This window comes from Kitasatospora albolonga (assembly GCF_039535905.1).
Lineage (GTDB): Bacteria > Actinomycetota > Actinomycetes > Streptomycetales > Streptomycetaceae > Kitasatospora > Kitasatospora albolonga.
In genome coordinates, this window is record NZ_BAAAYB010000099.1 from 1 (window position 1) to 14,793 (window position 14,793).

General features: G+C 71.4%; 14 protein-coding genes. 9 read left to right on the forward strand and 5 right to left on the reverse strand.

Annotation, left to right across the window (positions count from 1 at the left end):
* The first annotated feature begins 3,596 nt into the window (after window positions 1–3,596).
* A complete protein-coding gene (dapE, locus tag ABD946_RS25135) occupies window positions 3,597–4,685 on the forward strand; it encodes a succinyl-diaminopimelate desuccinylase (protein WP_345287280.1) in 1,089 nt (362 codons plus the stop codon).
* A gap of 64 nt (window positions 4,686–4,749) precedes the next feature.
* A complete protein-coding gene (locus ABD946_RS25140) occupies window positions 4,750–5,547 on the forward strand; it encodes an LOG family protein (RefSeq protein ID WP_345287282.1) in 798 nt (265 codons plus the stop codon).
* A gap of 10 nt (window positions 5,548–5,557) precedes the next feature.
* Here ABD946_RS25140 and folP read toward each other — a convergent pair whose 3' ends face one another.
* The gene (gene folP, locus ABD946_RS25145) at window positions 5,558–6,370 is read right to left on the reverse strand and encodes a dihydropteroate synthase (RefSeq protein WP_345287412.1); all 813 of its coding nucleotides are present in this window, start codon (window positions 6,368–6,370) and stop codon (window positions 5,558–5,560) included.
* Between the two features lie 166 nt (window positions 6,371–6,536).
* Between folP and ABD946_RS25150 the strand changes: the two genes are divergently transcribed.
* Window positions 6,537–6,920 carry a DivIVA domain-containing protein gene (locus ABD946_RS25150; protein ID WP_345287287.1) on the forward strand — a complete coding sequence of 128 codons (384 nt, stop codon included), beginning with the start codon at window positions 6,537–6,539 and terminating at the stop codon, window positions 6,918–6,920.
* Complete coding sequence (locus ABD946_RS25155) at window positions 6,920–7,486, forward strand: DNA-3-methyladenine glycosylase I (protein ID WP_345287289.1); 567 nt, start codon at window positions 6,920–6,922, stop codon at window positions 7,484–7,486. The genes ABD946_RS25150 and ABD946_RS25155 overlap by 1 nt, the downstream gene beginning before the upstream one ends.
* A gap of 163 nt (window positions 7,487–7,649) precedes the next feature.
* Here the strand turns inward: ABD946_RS25155 and ABD946_RS25160 are convergent, their stop codons facing one another.
* A complete protein-coding gene (locus tag ABD946_RS25160) occupies window positions 7,650–8,450 on the reverse strand; it encodes an enoyl-CoA hydratase-related protein (protein WP_345287291.1) in 801 nt (266 codons plus the stop codon).
* Window positions 8,451–8,742: 292 nt separating this feature from the next.
* Here ABD946_RS25160 and ABD946_RS25165 point away from each other — a divergent pair, with 292 nt between their 5' ends.
* The gene (locus ABD946_RS25165) at window positions 8,743–8,910 is read left to right on the forward strand and encodes a DUF3117 domain-containing protein (protein ID WP_345287293.1); all 168 of its coding nucleotides are present in this window, start codon (window positions 8,743–8,745) and stop codon (window positions 8,908–8,910) included.
* Window positions 8,911–9,004: 94 nt separating this feature from the next.
* On the opposite strand, the gene ABD946_RS25170 is transcribed toward ABD946_RS25165, so the two are convergent.
* Window positions 9,005–9,670 carry an O-methyltransferase gene (locus ABD946_RS25170; RefSeq protein ID WP_380149454.1) on the reverse strand — a complete coding sequence of 222 codons (666 nt, stop codon included), beginning with the start codon at window positions 9,668–9,670 and terminating at the stop codon, window positions 9,005–9,007.
* Between the two features lie 143 nt (window positions 9,671–9,813).
* Between ABD946_RS25170 and sigE the strand changes: the two genes are divergently transcribed.
* The 4 genes from sigE (at window position 9,814) to ABD946_RS25190 (ending at window position 12,868) form a co-directional block, all read left to right on the forward strand.
* Entirely contained in the window at window positions 9,814–10,626 is an 813-nt protein-coding gene (gene sigE / locus ABD946_RS25175; RefSeq protein ID WP_345287414.1) for an RNA polymerase sigma factor SigE, read from the forward strand.
* A complete protein-coding gene (locus ABD946_RS25180) occupies window positions 10,623–11,531 on the forward strand; it encodes an anti-sigma factor family protein (protein ID WP_345287295.1) in 909 nt (302 codons plus the stop codon). The genes sigE and ABD946_RS25180 overlap by 4 nt, the downstream gene beginning before the upstream one ends.
* 149 nt (window positions 11,532–11,680) lie before the next feature.
* Window positions 11,681–12,097 carry a sec-independent translocase gene (locus tag ABD946_RS25185; RefSeq protein WP_345287297.1) on the forward strand — a complete coding sequence of 139 codons (417 nt, stop codon included), beginning with the start codon at window positions 11,681–11,683 and terminating at the stop codon, window positions 12,095–12,097.
* Window positions 12,098–12,217: 120 nt separating this feature from the next.
* The gene (locus tag ABD946_RS25190; protein ID WP_345287299.1) at window positions 12,218–12,868 is read left to right on the forward strand and encodes a hypothetical protein; all 651 of its coding nucleotides are present in this window, start codon (window positions 12,218–12,220) and stop codon (window positions 12,866–12,868) included.
* Window positions 12,869–12,956: 88 nt separating this feature from the next.
* Here the strand turns inward: ABD946_RS25190 and ABD946_RS25195 are convergent, their stop codons facing one another.
* Window positions 12,957–14,117 carry an Mrp/NBP35 family ATP-binding protein gene (locus ABD946_RS25195; RefSeq protein ID WP_345287301.1) on the reverse strand — a complete coding sequence of 387 codons (1,161 nt, stop codon included), beginning with the start codon at window positions 14,115–14,117 and terminating at the stop codon, window positions 12,957–12,959.
* A 56-nt stretch (window positions 14,118–14,173) separates the two neighbouring features.
* A complete protein-coding gene (locus tag ABD946_RS25200) occupies window positions 14,174–14,719 on the reverse strand; it encodes a DUF1003 domain-containing protein (protein ID WP_345287416.1) in 546 nt (181 codons plus the stop codon).
* Window positions 14,720–14,793: the final 74 nt, after the last annotated feature.

The following is a 14,793-nucleotide window of genomic DNA, read 5'->3' on the forward strand; positions in this document are numbered from 1 at the left end:
GGTAGTGCGGAGGATCCCAAGGCAAACATCCCGCTGAGTTTAGATCACGCTGCATGATCGTTGCCCGCCTTCCCTTTGCCATGGGCTTCCACGTGCCGCCCGGCTTTTCTGTGCCGACTACGTGTCCTCGCACTCTTCTTGTTAAGGTATTTGCCGGCTTTCCGGGGTACTCTGGCCCTGCGTCGGCTATCGTCTTGCGGCGGTCGTGCTCGTGATGTTTGTTACGTGTTCCCCGTTGAATCGAGCAGACACTGCATGGTCTTCTCAGCAGTTTGGCCTCGAAAGAACACAGCTCCGTTTGCCAGCGCCTCTAACCTCTGGGCGACCCCAGTGTTGTCTCTGCCTGTGCTTGGGATGTTACTGTTTCGCTCATTTCGGTTTCCTGTTGTACCTTCTGTCTGCTGATTGACGTTGGCACTTGTTTTGTCTGGTTGCATAAATAGTCGTTTTTCTTGATGAGTCTCGCCCGGACGAACTTCCGTGGTCGGTCCCGTTGCTTATCTCGTGGTCTTGTTTTGCCGTGGCCTGTAGCTTCGTCCTGGGTCTGCGTTCCACCGCGACCGCCGACGAGTAGGCGGGTGTGCCTTTTTCGGGGCGGTGGAACTCTCCTCATAGCGGGCTTGGGAGGGCTCTTACTGGACCTTCTTAGCGACATCGCGAACGCCCGAAGGGGCGCGCCACGTCCACGGAGTGCGCGGCGCCCCGCGTTCGGCGTGTGACGTTAGTTTAGGGGAGCGAGGTCAGGAGCCGCCGATGCAGTCGGAGGCCGCAGGGCGCGAGCAGGCCGCTCACCGGGCCAGAGCGCGCGCGTGGCGTCGCCCAGGGCCCGGGGCGCCGCCAGCGAACGGTTGGCAGTTGGTCGGTCGGGTCCTGGGTTGCGTCGACTATGTCTGGTCGGCGACTTGCCTAGGTGTCGGGCAGCATGTGGTCCCAGGCCAGCCGGGCTAGACGATGCTGTCGGTGACCACTGCCGAGGTCCGGCACGCCGCCCGGTCGGCAGCGCGCGGCGGCTGTATGCCGATATGGTGAGCGAGTCCCGGAGGTGAGGTCGCACTCAGCGGCCATAGGCCGGGGCCCGAGCGGGCGAGCGGGTCGCTGGGGCGTATTTGGCCGCTGGCTAGGTCGCGGGTCATCCTTGGATCGGTGACGGCGGGGTTGCCAAGTTGGCGGTCGACGCCATGGCATCGTGGGTGGCCTCTATGCCGGCCAGCGCACGGCCTTCCAGGTGCGGCGGCCGTCTCGGTGGTCTTGCGGCCGGCGCCGGCTACTCTTTGCGTGAGGCTCTTTCTTTTTTGAGCTGTCACGTGGCTGTCGGCGTCGGGCAGCTTGCACACCGCGACGCGCGCTTGCCTTGTGCCGGCCTACGTCGGAGGCGGAAGAGGTCTGGCATACGGCAGAATATTGACCGGTCTGCACGCGGTCGGCGTTCCCATGTCGTCGCGGGGGTGTCAGGCGGGACTCTGGGTCTAGGGGCTGGGCCACGCGCATTCTTGGCGTTCGTGGTGTGGCGCCCACCGTGGAGGGTGTGTGTTCGGGTCCTTTGTGCGCACCTGGCTCAGTCACTCGCCGGCCCCAGCATAGTGTCGGTGGTCTTCGGCAGCAGGTCGCTGCGGACGCTGCGCCGTGCGGCGGCCAGTGGGTGTCGTGCGGGGCGGGGCGTGACAGGATAGAAGGCGAGAGGGCTTTGGGCGATCCGTTCGCGTGATGGTACGAGATTGGGTCTGGTGCTCCTGCTCCTGGTGTAGTTTAGGTTGTGGCCCTTCCGGCATGGTTTCGGGTTGTTTCGGGTGGCGCCAGGGTCGTCTCGTTCGGGCTGACGGACTGATTTACTGCGCGCATGGGCCGGAAATGGTTTTCGCGGGTCCGAGGGTCAAGCTTGGTATAGTCTGACGATCCTCTGTTTTCCGGGCATTTCGGTAACTATTTCGCCCGTGCGCCCGACCCCTGACGAAGTCGTTCGGCGGCGCCTCCCGGCAAGGGGAGGGTCGCCGTGCTCCACTCCGGCCCGGGTGCCGTGCCGGGGCGGCCCGCACCGTCCCACCGCGGGTTGACGCGAATCACCGGGTCGTCCGGTACGGCTCAGACCAGGTTCGTCAATCTCCCGTTGCCGCTGTGTGCGAGGGTGACCAGGACCTCTCCGCGCCGGCGCGCTCGCCGCCGCCCGGCCTGGCTTGTGCGTTCCCTCTTATGCCGTCGGCCGGGCGGTCCACCCGCCACGCCTTCCGTCTAGGGCGAGCCTGACCCGATCCGATGATCGCGGCTTCGACAACTAGGAACAACGACCACACGCCCACGAGTTTTGTTTTTTGTTTATGGTCCAGATTGCGCCCAAAGCGGTCTTTGACTCGCTGGCCGATCGGCGCCCTGCCTGGCGTGGGTGATCACTTCTAACTTTAGCGCCAGCACACCGTGCCGCGGGTCCTTGGCGGCCGGGGGCGTCGGCGGGCCGTGGTGGTGACCAGCTTCCCGACTCCGCCGGGCCCGGTCGGGGGTGGCTTCCGTTGTGTGCCGCGGCAGTCTGCTTGGCTCTTCGTGCCCGCATCGCTCAGGGCGTGCCGCGGACGGCGTCTATTTCGCGGGTGGTCCGTGCACACGTAACCATTCATAGCATGGAGCTCATTGGCGGTATTGTTGACGTGCGTGGGCCCGGCTCGCGGCCGGTGGGGCCAATCCCGTAGGGCGCCCCTCAGGGTCCGCGATTGTGGTCTCGTGCTTGGCTGTCACGACCCCTCGTGCGAGGACTCGCGCTGACGCTTGCACCTCCTGGGCTCAGCGGTCTGTGAGCGGCACGATCCGGGTCGAGTGTCCCGTTTCACCCTGTCCCAGGGTGGCGAGTTTTCGGGTAGGCATATGAAGTTTCCCTGCTCTCCGAGGAACTTGGTTGGTGGTGGGTACACAAACCGGGTCTTCTTGGGTATCTTTGAACTGCCAAGCACAGGATGCCGCCCAGCCTGGGACGTGCCTTGCTGGAACAGCCCGACCGAGTCGGGGTCGCCCAGTGCCGTCCAGGTTGTAAGCATAATGCTTAAGGCAGACGTCGAGCTGGCGCAGTCGTATGTCGCGGTGGGCCCGGGCGATTGTGTAGACGTGGCTTCCGTTCCTTCTCGGGGCTAGGCCAGGGCACGTAAGCCGTTCACGGCCTACCTGCGGCAGTTTATAAGAGGCTGGCTTGGACGGGGTGTTGTTTTGGCCGGTGCGTCCTGGGCCAGGTCCTCGCACTGGGCCCTGTCGCCACCGTACGGGCGAGGTGGCCACCGTTTTGCAGCCCTCCTTGGTCTCCTCCGCGGGTGGGATCAAGAATGGATGTCCTTTTGTTCAACAAATAGGAACACGGCCGTGTGGTTCGTCGCCCCATCGAGTTCTGCGAGCCACGGAGGTCTAGGCCCTTCAGCAAACCCGGCGGCCCGCTCGACCGGCCCGCCGTCCTATCCCTCGGTCGAGTTCCGCCACGGGTTTCCCGTCCCTCCTCCTCGCCCGATCCACCGCCCAGGGGAGTTACGGACACCGCCATGCATAAGCTTCCTCAACTCCGGGGACTGCTGATTTGCGACGGGCGGGGGTCCCGCGGTTGACGCGGCCCAACTACGCTGACGGGCATGACCAGCTCCGACGCCACCGCGGCCCAGCGGCTCGACCTGACCCTCGACGGCGGAGCGCTCACCGCGCAGCTGGTCGACTTCCCCTCCGTGAGCCGCTCCGAGGGCCCGCTGGCCGACGCGGTCGAGGCCGCCCTGCGGGCCCTGCCGCACCTGCGGGTGGACCGGTACGGCAACAACGTGGTGGCCCGCACCGAGCTGGGCCGGGCCGAGCGGGTGGTGCTGGCCGGGCACCTGGACACCGTGCCGATCGCCGACAACGTGCCCTCCCGGGTCGAGGGCGACCTGCTCTACGGCTGCGGCACCTCCGACATGAAGTCCGGCGTGGCCGTCCAGCTCCGGCTGGCCGCCACCGTGACCGAGCCCAACCGCGACCTCACCTTCGTGTTCTACGACTGCGAGGAGATCGAGGCCGCGCACAATGGCCTCGGCCACCTGGCGGAGCGTCACCCGGACTGGCTGGCGGCCGACTTCGCGGTCCTGATGGAGCCCAGCGGCGCCATGGTCGAGGGCGGTTGCCAGGGCACCCTGCGGGCCGACGTGAAGCTGACCGGCACCCGGGCCCACGCCGCCCGCAGCTGGCTGGGCGACAACGCCATCCACAAGGCCGCCGAGGTGCTCCGCCGGCTGGCCGCCTACGAGCCGCGCCGGGTGGAGATCGACGGCCTGGAGTACCGGGAGGGCCTCAACTGCACCCGGATCAGTGGCGGCGTGGCCGGGAACGTCATCCCGGACGAGTGCCTGGTGCACGTGAACTTCCGCTACGCGCCGGACCGTTCGGAGGCAGAGGCGGCCGAGCACGTGCGCGAGGTGTTCGCCGGCTACGAGGTGGAGGTCACCGACACCGCCCCCGGCGCGCTGCCCGGCCTGGACCAGCCCGCCGCCCGCGCCTTCCTGGAGGCGGTCGGCGGCCAGGCCCGCGCCAAGTTCGGCTGGACCGACGTGGCCCGGTTCTCCGCGCTGGGCGTCCCGGCCGTCAACTACGGCCCGGGGGACCCGAACCAGGCCCACAAGCGGGACGAGCACTGCTCGCTGAGCGCCATCGCCGAGGTGGAGGAGCGCCTGCGGGTCTGGCTCACCGCCGACTGACCGTCACCTGGCGTACCGCCCGTTTTTCCCCGACAAAGGGGATCAACGGGCGTACTGTTCCGTCATGACAGGCACAGGAGACGAGAACACCACGTACGGAACCGACGAGCGCCCCGAGAAGAAGAGCGTGCCGGAGAAGCGCAAGGGCCCGGTGCTGCTCCGCCGGGACCAGGTCAGCACCGGCACCACCGACCAGCGGCTGCTGGACACCACCGGCCCGACCGACTGGCTGCACACCGACCCGTGGCGGGTCTGGCGGATCACCTCCGAGTTCGTCGAGGGCTTCGGCGCCCTGGCCGAACTCCCGGCCGCGGTCAGCGTCTTCGGCTCCGCCCGGACCCCGGTCGACTCGCCCGAGTACGCCGCCGGGGTGGCCATCGGCCGGGCCCTGGCCGAGGCCGGCTACGCGGTCATCACCGGCGGCGGGCCCGGCGCCATGGAGGCGGCCAACCGGGGCGCCTCGGAGGCCGGCGGCCTCTCCGTCGGGCTCGGCATCGAGCTGCCCTTCGAGCAGGGGCTGAACGAGTTCGTCGACCTCGGGCTGAACTTCCGGTACTTCTTCGTCCGCAAGACGATGTTCGTGAAGTACGCGCAGGGCTTCGTGGTGCTGCCGGGCGGGCTCGGCACCCTGGACGAGCTCTTCGAGGCGCTCACCCTGGTGCAGACGAAGAAGGTCACCCGCTTCCCGGTGGTGCTCTTCGGCACCGCCTACTGGGGCGGCCTGGTGGACTGGCTGCGGGACACCCTGATCGCCCAGGGCAAGGCCAACCCCGCGGACCTGGAGCTGTTCCACGTCACCGACGAGATCGACGACGTGCTGAAGATCCTGGAGGAGAGCCGCCGCCCGGCGGAGGAGGTCTGACGGTCCTCGGCTACGCGAGCCCCCGGCGGGCCACCGCCGGGGGCCGGGTGCCGCGGATCGAGGCCACCATGTCGAGCACCTGGCGGGTCTCGGCGACCTGGTGCACCCGGTAGACCTGGGCGCCCAGCCAGGCCGAGACCGCGGTGGTGGCCAGGGTGCCCAGCAGCCGCTCGTCCACCGGCCGGTCGAGGGTCTCGCCGACGAAGTCCTTGTTGGAGAGCGAGACCAGCACCGGGAAGCCGGTCGCGGTCATCTCCGGCAGGCGGCGGGTGGCCTCCAGCGAGTGCCGGGTGTTCTTGCCGAAGTCGTGGCCCGGGTCGATGATCACCGCGTCCCGCCGCACCCCGAGCCCCACCGCGCGCTCGGCCAGCCCGACCGTGACGTCCAGGATGTCGGCCATCACGTCGGCGTACCCGACCCGGTGCGGCCGGGTGCGCGGCTCGGCCCCGCCAGCGTGCGTGCAGACCAGCCCCACGTCGTACCGGGCGGCCACCGCGGCCAGCTCCGGGTCCACCCCGCCCCAGGCGTCGTTCAGCAGGTCGGCGCCGGCCTCGCAGACCGCCTCGCCGACCTCGTGCCGCCAGGTGTCCACGCTGATCACGGCCCCGGGGTGACGCTTCCTCAGCTCCGCCACGAAGGGCACCGTGCGGCGCAGCTCCTCCTCGACGGTGACCTCCTCGCCCGGCCCGGCCTTCACCCCGCCGATGTCCAGGATCGCCGCGCCCTCGGCCACCGCCCGGTCCGCGGCGGCGAAGGCGGCCTCGTCCGCGAAGGTCGCCCCCTTGTCGAAGAACGAGTCGGGCGTGCGGTTGACGATCGCCATGATGACGAGTTCGTCGGCGCCGAATTCGCGCGGGCCCAGACGCAGTGCCACCGGTGTCTCCTCCACGGCTCGCCCGGGTGCAATGATGGGCCCCGGTCTGTTCGGGGACCATGATCCCATCTCTCTCGTCTCGTGCCGGGCCCACCGGAGTACTGGAGGACAGCTCGTGTTCTGGTTGGTCGTGGTGGCGATGGCCGTGGTGATCGGCGGGACGGCCCTGGTGGCCCTCGGCGGGGGCGGCACCCTGCCCGAGGCGGAGCACGACCGGATCGCCGCCCGGCTCCCGCAGGACCGCCCGCTGAGCCGCACCGACGTGGACGAGATCCGCCTGCCGATGGCCGTGCGCGGCTACCGGATGGACGAGGTGGACGACGTGCTGGACCGGCTCGGCGCCGAGCTCGCGCTGCGCGACACCCGGATCGCCGAGCTGGAGGCCGCCGCGGTACCGGCCGGGGCCGGTTCCGCCGTCGGTTCCGCCGCCGCCGCGGAGGCCGCCGCCGCGGTCGCCTCGTCCGTCGAGCTGACCAAGGGCCGGGACGGGGACGCCTGATGACCGGAGGCGCGGTGCTCGGCGCGGACGGCCTGAAGCGCTGCGGCTGGGGCGACTCGGCCGACGACTACCGGGTCTACCACGACACCGAGTGGGGCCGGCCGGTGCACGGCGACGACGCGCTGTTCGAGCGGGTGGCGCTGGAGGCCTTCCAGTCCGGGCTCTCCTGGATCACCATCCTGCGGCGCCGGGAGGGCTTCCGGGCGGCCTTCGCGGGCTTCTCGATCGAACGGGTCGCGGAGTTCGGCGACGGGGACGTGGAGCGGCTGCTCCAGGACGTCGGCATCATCCGCAACCGGGCCAAGATCGAGGCCACCATCGCCAACGCCCGGGTGGCCCGTGAACTCGACGGCGGTCTGGACGCACTGATCTGGCGTCACGCCCCCGAGCCCGGCCCGGCCCCGCACGCCCTCTCCGACGTGCCCGCCGTCACCCCGGGCTCCACCGCGCTGGCCAAGGAGCTCAAGAAGCAGGGCTTCCGCTTCGTCGGCCCCACCACCGCCTACGCCCTGATGCAGGCCTGCGGCCTGGTCAACGACCACCTGGCCGACTGCCACGCCCGGTAGGCCCGCAGGGCGCCGGGAACGTACGTGGTCACCCCAGGGGCGCGGGGAACTGCGCGCAGGGGAACGGCAGCACCTGCAACTGGCTGACGTGCCCTCAGTTGCAGGTGAGCAGCCTTCCGACCCGCGCAGTTCCCCGCGCCCCTGCGGGGCGCAGCCACGTGCCTCAGCGGCCGAGGTACTTCGGCTGTTCCTTGGCGAGGAAGGCGGCGACCGCGATGCGGTGGTCCTCGCTGGCGCCGGCCAGGGTCTGCAGCTCGTCCTCCTTGTCCAGCAGCTCGCTCAGCGAGTGGGTCGCGCCGTACGCCAGGGCGGTCTTGATCGCTCCCAGCGCCACCGTCGGCCCCTCGGCCAGACGCTGGGCGAACTCCCGTGCGGTGGCGGCGAGTTCGTCGGACGGCACCACCTTGGTGGCCAGACCGAGCTCGGCCGCCTCGGCGGCCTTGACGGTGCGCGGGAACATCAGCAGCTCGGTGGCCCGGGCGTGCCCGACCAGCCGCGGCAGGGTCCAGGAGGCCCCGGAGTCGGCGGTCAGCGCCACGCCCGCGAAGGAGGTGTTGAAGCCGGCCGTGTCGGCCACGATCCGGAAGTCGCAGGCGAAGGCCAGCGAGGCACCCGCCCCGGCCGCCACGCCGCCGACCGCCGCCACCGTGGGCTTGTTCATCCCGGCCAGCGCCCGCACCAGCGGGTTGTAGTGCTCGGCGACGGTCCGCAGGGCGGGCGCCCCGCCCTCGTCGGCCGCCTTCAGCAGGCCCAGGTGCTCCTTGAGGTCCTGGCCGACGCAGAAGGCCTTCCGGCCCGCCCCGGTGAGCAGCACCGCCCGGACGGCCGAGTCCTCGGCGGCGGCCGTCACGGTGTCCCGCAGGGCCACCTTGGTGGCCGTGTCGAGGGCGTTCATCGCCTCGGGACGGTTGATGGTGATGACGGCCAGGCCGCCGTCGATTTCGTACAGCACGGAGTCCGACATGGACCGCAGCTCCCGGTGTCTGAGGGTGGGACGGTGTCAGGATGCCCGACTGTCAGTGGCATGAGGGAGTGTGAGCTCGGGCACCTTTTCGCGGCGCCGCACACCTCGTGCCACCGGGGCTTCCGGCCGTCCACCGGGGACCTCTCAGGGGTGCGGCGGGTGGTGCGGAGAGAGTGACGTTGGTCATCCGGGCTCCGGATGCGGGATAATGGCTTCCGATCAATGCGTTCGATACCGGCGGTGGACGGACTGCCGGGACGTAGTTGAGCGGTTTGCAGGAAGGGGAACGAGCATGGCGGCCATGAAGCCGCGGACGGGTGACGGCCCGCTCGAGGTCACCAAAGAGGGGCGGGGCATCATCATGCGCGTTCCACTCGAAGGCGGCGGACGCCTGGTGGTGGAGCTCACGCCGGATGAGGCGAGCGCCCTCGGTGAGGCTTTGAAGAACGTCACCGGCTGACACAGCGGGTGCTGCCGCGTTCTCCTCGGAGACCGCAGACCTGAGCCCGGTTCCGGACCTCCGGAACCGGGCTTCGCGTTGTCCTGAGCCCCCGTCAGCGCTTGACGGCGCAGAGCAGCCCGTCGCTGACCGGCAGCAGGGCGGGCAGCAGCAGCTCGCTCTCCCGGACGTCGCGGACCAGCTCGCGCACCGCGTGGGTGGCCGCGTCGTGGTGGTCGGGCTCGGCCAGTCGGCCCTGCTGGAAGACGCCCTCGAAGCAGACCATCCCGCCGGGCCGCAGCAGGCGCAACGATTCTGCAAGGTACGCCCGGGACTCGGCCGGGTCGCCGTCGCAGAACACCAGGTCGTACTGGCCGTCCGCGAGCCTGGGCAGCACGTCCAGCGCCCGGCCCGGGATGAACCGCGCCCGGTTCGCCGCGAAGCCGGCCGCCTGGTAGGCCTCGCGCGCGTACTGCTGGAGCACCGGCTCCACGTCGACGGTGGTGAGCACGCCGTCCGGCCGCATCCCGCGCAGCAGGTAGACCCCGGACACGCCGGTGCCGGTGCCGATCTCGGCCACCGCCTTGGCGTCCAGCGCGGCGGCCATCAGCCGCAGCGCGGCGCCGCCGCTCGGCCCGATCGCCTGCACGCCGGTCCGGGCGGAGTGCGCCCGGGCGTAGGTCAGCACCGCGTCCTCGCCGACGTAGCTGTCGGCGAGTGCCGCTCGCGCGGGCCCGAACTCGGTGATGGCTGCCTCTTCCGGAGCGCCGGATGTCGATATTTCCAGCCACAGGTTACTGGCCGCACGGGAACCGCGTTCGAAGACGGGCCGTTGTTCCGGGAGAGGGCCGGTGATCGGCGCACGGAGCACCGTGGACGCAGCCGGAATCGGTGCTTTATCCGGATCTGACGGGTGAGGTGGATATGGTGGTGGCCCTGCTGGGCAGAAGAGCCGACCGAGGAGGTGTGGCCGAGGGCGACGCCCCGATGCCGTGGCACTCCTACGGCACCGCGTCGGCCCGTACGCCGAAGCCCGTGATGAACCAGCCTGCGCACTCCCCCCTGGACACGTCGACCGCAGCCGATTCCGAGGCGGCGGCCGCCGCCCCGCTCGCGACCTTCGCCGAGGGCCCCGACGCGCAGACCTGGACGCCGCCGAGCTGGGCGGAGATCGTCGAGGCGCACAGCGCCCGGGTGTACCGGCTGGCCTACCGCCTGACGGGCAATCAGCACGACGCCGAGGACCTGACCCAGGAGGTCTTCGTCCGGGTGTTCCGCTCGCTCTCCACGTACACGCCCGGCACCTTCGAGGGCTGGCTGCACCGGATCACCACCAACCTCTTCCTGGACATGGTCCGCCGCCGCCAGCGGATCCGCTTCGACGCGCTGGGCGAGGACGCGGCCGAGCGGCTGCCGTCCAAGGAGCCGAGCCCGGCCCAGCACTTCAGCGACACCCACTTCGACGCCGACGTCCAGCAGGCGCTGGACACCCTGGCGCCCGAGTTCCGGGCCGCCGTGGTGCTCTGCGACATCGAGGGCCTCTCCTATGAGGAGATCGCCGCGACGCTGGGCGTGAAGCTCGGCACCGTGCGCTCGCGCATCCACCGTGGCCGCTCGCACCTGCGGGCCGCGCTCAAGCACCGGGCCCCCGGCAGCGCGCCGGGCCGGGTCCGGCGCGGCGGGGCCGAGCCGGTGGCGGTGGCCGCCGGGTCCGGGGGCGAACGGGGGCCGGCGTGAGTTCGGCCGGCTCCACCGGGAGGTCCCGGCGCGGCAGCGTCCGGGCCGCACTCGGCCGCCGTGCCGAGCCCCTGACGGAGCTTCACCCCCTGCCCACCGCGGCCGCGGCCCCGGCGCCGACCCCCGGGCAGCACCACCTGGGCGACCGGCTGGCCGCCTTCGTCGACGGCGAGCTCGACCACGACGACCGCGAGCGGGTCCAGTCCCACCTCGCCACCTGCTCCGACTGCCTCGCCGAGGCGGACGAGAGCCGGGCGGCCAAGCAGCTCCTCACCCGCACCGCCGTCCCCGAGCCGTCCGGCCTGCTGATGGCCCGTCTGCTCGCGGTCGCCGCCCTGCCCGACGACGAGGACCTGCCGGGCGGCCCCGGGCAGCCGCTCGCCGGCCTGCCGGCCGCAGGCCCGCTGCCCGAGCCCGGCCCCAGCACCTTCGGCGGCAGCCGGCTGACCGGCGGCTCCTTCGGCCGCGGCGCCGGGGCCTCCTTCGGCGGCGGTGCGCTCGGCGCCGACAGCCCGCTGCCCGGGCTCGACCCGAGGGCCCGCAGGGCGGCCGCGGTCCGCCCGCTGGCGGCCGCCGTCCGTCCGGTCGCCGCCGCGGTCCGCCCGCTGGCCGCGCTGGCCGAACTGCCCCCGGCGGTGCGGGTCTCCGCCCCCCGCGGGCGGCGCTTCGTGTTCGCGGCGGCCGGGGCCTTCTCGGTCGCGGCGGTCACCCTGGGCGGGGTCGGCGCGGTCTCCGGCCAGCCGGTGCCCACCCGGATCTCCCCGGTCAGCGGCTCCGGCTCCGGCGGGTCGGCCGTGGTCCCGGTGGACTTCCAGGGCGAGCGCGCCGTCCAGCCGGCCCGGGGCCCCCGCCCCTCGGCCACGCCCGACGGGTCCCCCTCCGGGCCGCAGCACTACTTCCGCTGACCTGCACCGTCCCCGCCGCGGCCCGCCCGGGCCACGGCGGGGACGCTTTTTTGCCACAGCTTCATCCGGGGGCATCCCTGGTCGGCGCCGGGGCCGTTTACTCTGTACTGACTGCTGTCCAGACCTCTTTTTCAGCGCCGGGAGCTCGGGTGTTCACTGACATAGGCCCACTTGAGTTGCTGACGATCGTCGTCCTGGCCATCGTGATCTTCGGTCCGGACAAGCTGCCGAAGCTGATCCAGGACGTGATGGGCTTCATCCGCAAGGTGCGCTCCTTCGCCGACAACGCCAAGGAGGACATCCGCAGCGAGCTCGGCGACGACTTCAAGGACTTCGACTTCGAGGACCTGAACCCCAAGACCTTCGTCCGCAAGCAGCTGCTCGGCGGCAACGAGGACCCGCTCGGCTTCAAGGAGCTCCGGGACGGCATGGACATCAAGTCGGTGCTGAACGACGAGCCCGCGCCGATGCGCGCCGTCGCCGACCTGACCAAGTCCGCCCCGCCGGTCACCCTGGAGCCGCTGAAGGCCGGCGAGCGCCCGCCCTTCGACCCGGACGCCACCTGACCCGCCGTCAGGCCCCCGCACCGTACCGCCGCCCCGCCAGCTCCGCTGCGCGGGGCGTCGGCGTCCGGCGCCCGCTACTGTGCTGAGTGCAGATCAGCGGTGTGACCTAGGAGGAGCGGGATGGACGCGAGCAGCACGACGGTGGGGGCCCCGGTCGGTGCGCAGAAGCGCGCCGCCGCCGACCCGTTGGTGCCCTACCAGTCCGCCGACTTCCCCTGGTACGGCCTGGACGACGGCTGGACGGGGCGGCGCTGGCTGATGCAGGCCGGCGCGGGTGGCCGCGACGGCGGCCCCGTCGACTACGGCACCCTCGGCCACGGGGACGAACCCGCCAAGGCCTACGAGCCCCGGGACGTCCGCAAGTTCGCCGTGGTGGTCACGGTGGCCCGCCGCGACTCCCGGCGCAGCGCCGACAACACCGGCACCCTGGAGGCCACCTCCGCCTCCTCCGCCGCCTGGCTGGCCGGCTCCGGCCTGCTCGCCGCCACCTGGCCGGGCCAGCTCGACCGCACCCTGCGCCAGGACTGGCTCGACCAGCAGACCGCCCTCGCCTGGGACCTCGCCGACGACCTCGACGGCCCCGGCTGGTCCCCCCTGACCCTCCCCGTCAACGGCCTCCCGCAGCCCTTCCGCTACCGCGAGTCCGAGTACGGCTGGGTCCTGGCCGGCGAGGCCCCCGGCGTCCTCCTCGGCGCCTACGGCCGCGGCGTCAGCGCCTACGGCGCCGGCTTCTCCACCGTCCCCGACCTGACCGTCTACGACGGCCGCTGAGGCTCCGGCGGGACGGCCCGCACCGACGACGCACGCGGCCCCCGGGAGGATCTCCTCCCGGGGGCCGCGCCGTGCGCCTGGCGGTCCGTCAGAACTTGTTCTTCGGGGTGAGGCCGAGGGAGAGGCCGGAGAGGCCGCGCTGGCGGCCGCCGAGCTTGCCGGCGATGGTGCGCAGGGCGGAGCCGGCGGGGGAGTCGGGGTTGGAGAGGACGACCGGGCGGCCGTCGTCGCCGCCCTCGCGGAGGCGGACGTCGATCGGGATGGAGCCGAGGACGGGGACGGTGGCGCCGACGGAGCGGGTGAGGGCGTCGGCCACGGTCTGGCCGCCGCCGGTGCCGAAGACGTCGATCATCTCGTCGCAGTGCGGGCAGGGCATGCCCGACATGTTCTCGATCACGCCGACGATCTTCTGGTGGGTCTGCAGGGCGATCGTGCCGGCCCGCTCGGCCACCTCGGCGGCGGCCATCTGCGGGGTGGTGACGATCAGGATCTCGGCGTTCGGGACGAGCTGGGCGACCGAGATGGCGATGTCGCCGGTGCCGGGCGGGAGGTCCAGCAGGAGGACGTCGAGGTCGCCCCAGTAGACGTCGGCCAGGAACTGCTGGAGGGCGCGGTGGAGCATCGGGCCGCGCCAGACCACCGGCGCGTTGCCGGGGGTGAACATGCCGATCGAGATGACCTTCACGCCGTTCGCCGACGGCGGCATGATCATGTCCTCGACCTGGGTCGGCCGGCCCTCGACGCCGAGCATGCGGGGCACGCTGTGGCCGTAGATGTCGGCGTCGACCACGGCGACCTTGAGGCCGTCGGCGGCCATCGCGGCGGCCAGGTTGACCGTGACCGAGGACTTGCCGACGCCGCCCTTGCCGGAGGCCACGGCGTAGACCCGGGTGAGGGTGCCGGGCTTGGCGAAGGGGATCTCGCGCTCGGGCGCGCCGCCGCGCAGCAGCTGGGAGAGCTCGCGCCGCTGCTCGTCGCTCATCACGTCCAGCTCGACCTGAACCTCCGTCACGCCGGGCACGGCGGAGACGGCGGTGGTGACCCGCTCGGTGATGGTCTCGCGCATCGGGCAGCCGGAGACGGTCAGGTAGACCGCCACCTTCACCGCGCCGCCGGCCCCGATCTCGACCGATTTCACCATGCCGATCTCGGTGATCGGTCGGTTGATCTCCGGGTCGTTGACGGTCGCCAGCGCGGTGCGCACGGAGTCCTCCGTGACGCCTGCCGGGACCTCAGTCTCGTTCGCCATGCCTTGATGGTAAGGCCCGGCGGTACCCGGCCGACCGGAGAGTAACGTGCGGAGGGTCACAACGTGTCGGCGTGGTCCCGGCGTTCGTCGAGTTCCTTGAGCAGCGCCTGGAGTTCGGAGCGGACGAAGTCGCGGGTGGCGACCTCGCCGAGGCCGTGCCGCAGGGCGGCGACCTCGCGGGTGAGGTACTCGGTGTCGGCGATGTTGCGGTCGCTGCGGGCCCGGTCCTGCTCCATGTTGACCCGGTCCCGGTCGTCCTGGCGGTTCTGCGCGAGCAGGATCAGCGGGGCCGCGTAGGAGGCCTGGAGCGAGAGCATCAGGGTGAGGAAGATGAACGGGTAGTCGTCGAAGCGCCAACTCACCGGCCCCACGGTGTTCCAGACCACCCAGGCGATGATCACCACCGTCATCCAGACGATGAACCGGCCGGTGCCGAGGAAGCGGGCGATCCGTTCGGAGAGCTTGCCGAAGGCCTCGGGGTCGTAGGCCGGCAGCGAGATCAGCCCGGGGCGGGCGGTGCGCGGCTGGTCCAGCCGGACCCGGGCCGAGCTGCCGGTGGACTCGGTGCGGCTGCTGCGCTGGGTGCCCTCGCGCGCGCGCAGTTCGCGCAGCTGGCGCAGTTCGCGCAGCTCGCCCTGGAGGCGCTGGCGCGGGGACTCGTCGCGGCGGTTCCTGC

Excerpts from the sequence above, each read along its gene's own strand:
- ABD946_RS25155 (WP_345287289.1), top strand. The coding sequence starts at position 6,920 with ATGACCGGAGGCGCGGTGCTCGGCGCGGACGGCCTGAAGCGCTGCGGC.
- ABD946_RS25195 (WP_345287301.1), bottom strand. The coding sequence starts at position 14,117 with ATGGCGAACGAGACTGAGGTCCCGGCAGGCGTCACGGAGGACTCCGTG.
- sigE (WP_345287414.1), top strand. The coding sequence starts at position 9,814 with ATGGTGGTGGCCCTGCTGGGCAGAAGAGCCGACCGAGGAGGTGTGGCC.
- ABD946_RS25160 (WP_345287291.1), bottom strand. The coding sequence starts at position 8,450 with ATGTCGGACTCCGTGCTGTACGAAATCGACGGCGGCCTGGCCGTCATC.
- ABD946_RS25140 (WP_345287282.1), top strand. The coding sequence starts at position 4,750 with ATGACAGGCACAGGAGACGAGAACACCACGTACGGAACCGACGAGCGC.
- ABD946_RS25165 (WP_345287293.1), top strand. The coding sequence starts at position 8,743 with ATGGCGGCCATGAAGCCGCGGACGGGTGACGGCCCGCTCGAGGTCACC.
- dapE (WP_345287280.1), top strand. The coding sequence starts at position 3,597 with ATGACCAGCTCCGACGCCACCGCGGCCCAGCGGCTCGACCTGACCCTC.
- folP (WP_345287412.1), bottom strand. The coding sequence starts at position 6,370 with ATGGCGATCGTCAACCGCACGCCCGACTCGTTCTTCGACAAGGGGGCG.
- ABD946_RS25190 (WP_345287299.1), top strand. The coding sequence starts at position 12,218 with ATGGACGCGAGCAGCACGACGGTGGGGGCCCCGGTCGGTGCGCAGAAG.